Raw genomic sequence first — 2,284 nt, 5'->3', positions numbered from 1 at the left:
GCTTAATATTTCGCGCCCTCTAAAGCCGCTTAATATTGATAACGACAAATTTAAAATGACTCGTCGTACTGTTGGCGAATCGGGTGAAGTCTCCAAGTATGACCAGCCGTTAATCATTGACTTTAACTATGCGCTTGAGCTTGAGCGTGTTGGTGCTCTCGTTCCACGCCGTGAGTATGAAGTGGATTTAGGCTTAAATATGGATGACCCTCTTTCGGGCTCTATCGTTACGAAATTAATTCCAGTGGATGAAGAGATTAAAGCCCACTTTAAAGCGTGTGGTTTAATTAAATAATGTCTAACTGCGTAATACAATACAACGGCTATTTAATGCTTGCCCCACAAGGGTTTGATTGTACTTACGTCATATTAACGCCTAGTGAGTTGGAACAATTACAAAGCAATTCGCTAGGTTCGTTAACTATCGACCCTCAATTATATGATGACGTTAGCGGTTATTTATTATTAGCTTTCGTCTCTGGCCATGTTTTGGGTCGTATTTTAAAAGGCCTCGGTCGAGGTTAATCATTAACTTAGTAAAGAGAGTAAATACTATGAAATTTATCAACGTCATGAAAAAACACGCTGCAACTATCACAACTGGTGTTACTGCTGCGGTAGCTTCTGCAAGTTCATTCGCTGTTACTGTTCCAGAGTCTATCGAAGCGGCTGTTACTTCTGGCCAGTCAAACTACAGCCTTGTTGTTGTTGGCTTAATTACAATGGCTGCGGTTGGCTTTGGTCTGCGCATGATTGTAGGTGCAATGAAATAACATGTTAGAACTCGTTTCGGACGTCATCACTGTTCTTATTGCTTTGTCTACTGGTGGGGCTTTCGTTTACGGGGTCTACACTGGTATCAACGCCTCCTGATTGGGGGCGTTTTTTCTTACTTCTGGGGGGTTACATGCGTAGCGCAATCAATACCGCTCTTTTCATTCTCTTCTTACTGCTCGCGTTCCTGACCTCCGTTGCGTCTCATGCTGCTGTTTGCCCAATTGGAAATACTCCGTCTTTAAAATGGCCGCTTGGCACTGCTCGTATTGCTTCTGCTTGTGTTGATGGCTGTCGAGCCTCTGAGGGTATCAACGGGCAAGATACTTGGACGTGTTCTGATAAACTTCAATATTGTACGGGCTATTTTGTGACAACTGGTGATACCTGTACTGGCTCTGATGATACTAATGGCACTTGTGACGCTAACGGTACTTGCACTGACAACGGCGGTTCTAATCCTGACCCCGACCCTACGGACCCGCATTATAATCACGTTATAGATGGTCAACTTGCAGTTATGCCCGGTGTTATCTCCGGTCTTGATTCATCATCCGCACAATTAGCAAAGGCTTTACGAATTGGTGCTTATATGAATGCTGAGGTGGCTAAATCCACTCATATAATTTCACCTTTACTTGCTGACTTAATTGATGTTAATCGCGGCCAATCAAATATACTTTCTAATATGGCTAATAAGAATGCTCCCAATTATTCCGAAACACTGCATTCTATTTTATCTACTCTTCATAGTATTAATAATAATTCTGGCAACTCTGGCTCTGGCGGCCTCCCCGAACAACAATTCAATAGTTTTATGGGTTCGATTAGCGGCTTGAATGGTACTATTTATTCCGCAGCTAATAATATTAATACTAATTTGCAAGAAATAAAACAAACTGTTCGTCCATTGGATTGGAAATTAGACGAAACCAACAGACAATTATATGATGTTAATAATAATATAGGTTCTGGTATTGGTGTTCTTCTTGAACATGGTTTAACTAATACGGCTAGCATTGTTGACGCTATTAAATCCAGTGGTGGTACTGGTGGCGGTGACAACTCTTCTGTTGTTGATGCTATTGGAGCGCAAACTGGTGAGATTAAAGGCAGCTTAGACGCTCTATCTGATGCGCTTTCCACTGGCTCTTATGTTAGTCGTGAGTTCAAAGGAAAAGTCGACTTCGATACTGTTGGCCTTTATAAGCCTGATTTGCTTGAGTCCGTTCTTGCTGATACTGAAGAGTTAAAACAGCAATATGAGCAACAAATTGATGAGTTTAAAAAGATATTTAGCTTTGATGTATCACAATTAAACAGCGGTCAATATAAAGAGCATTCATTAGACTTTGTATTACCTAACGGAAAACAATTAAATTTAAAGTCCGGCGTATTACCCGCTTTTATTGACCAAGCAAATTTAATTGCCGCTGTTATTTTATTTGTTGCAGCAATTATCGCAGTTAAAGCAATTCTAGGGAGTCGAAAGTAATGGAGTCATTATTAT

Annotated in this window: 4 protein-coding genes; all 4 read left to right on the top strand. The window is 40.8% G+C overall.

Annotation, left to right across the window (positions count from 1 at the left end):
* Window positions 1–295 (top strand): DUF1293 family protein (locus AACQ17_RS09020; protein ID WP_094167714.1); only part of this gene is annotated, 295 nt, incomplete at its 5' end.
* On the top strand, window positions 295–525 hold the full coding sequence (locus AACQ17_RS09015; RefSeq protein ID WP_240507692.1) for a hypothetical protein: 231 nt from the start codon (window positions 295–297) through the stop codon (window positions 523–525). The genes AACQ17_RS09020 and AACQ17_RS09015, both read left to right, overlap by 1 nt.
* 29 nt (window positions 526–554) lie before the next feature.
* Window positions 555–773 carry a hypothetical protein gene (locus AACQ17_RS09010; protein ID WP_017041960.1) on the top strand — a complete coding sequence of 73 codons (219 nt, stop codon included), beginning with the start codon at window positions 555–557 and terminating at the stop codon, window positions 771–773.
* 134 nt (window positions 774–907) lie between these two features.
* Complete coding sequence (locus AACQ17_RS09005; protein WP_094167712.1) at window positions 908–2,269, top strand: hypothetical protein; 1,362 nt, start codon at window positions 908–910, stop codon at window positions 2,267–2,269.
* The last annotated feature ends 15 nt before the right edge of the window (window positions 2,270–2,284 follow it).

The organism is Vibrio sp. V10_P2A27P122 (assembly GCF_963874335.1).
Taxonomy (GTDB): domain Bacteria; phylum Pseudomonadota; class Gammaproteobacteria; order Enterobacterales; family Vibrionaceae; genus Vibrio; species Vibrio anguillarum.
The sequence above is the reverse complement of the archived record's forward strand: the minus strand, read 5'-3'. Positions and strand labels throughout refer to the sequence as shown.

Excerpts from the sequence above, each read along its gene's own strand:
- AACQ17_RS09015 (WP_240507692.1), top strand. The coding sequence starts at position 295 with ATGTCTAACTGCGTAATACAATACAACGGCTATTTAATGCTTGCCCCA.
- AACQ17_RS09010 (WP_017041960.1), top strand. The coding sequence starts at position 555 with ATGAAATTTATCAACGTCATGAAAAAACACGCTGCAACTATCACAACT.
- AACQ17_RS09005 (WP_094167712.1), top strand. The coding sequence starts at position 908 with ATGCGTAGCGCAATCAATACCGCTCTTTTCATTCTCTTCTTACTGCTC.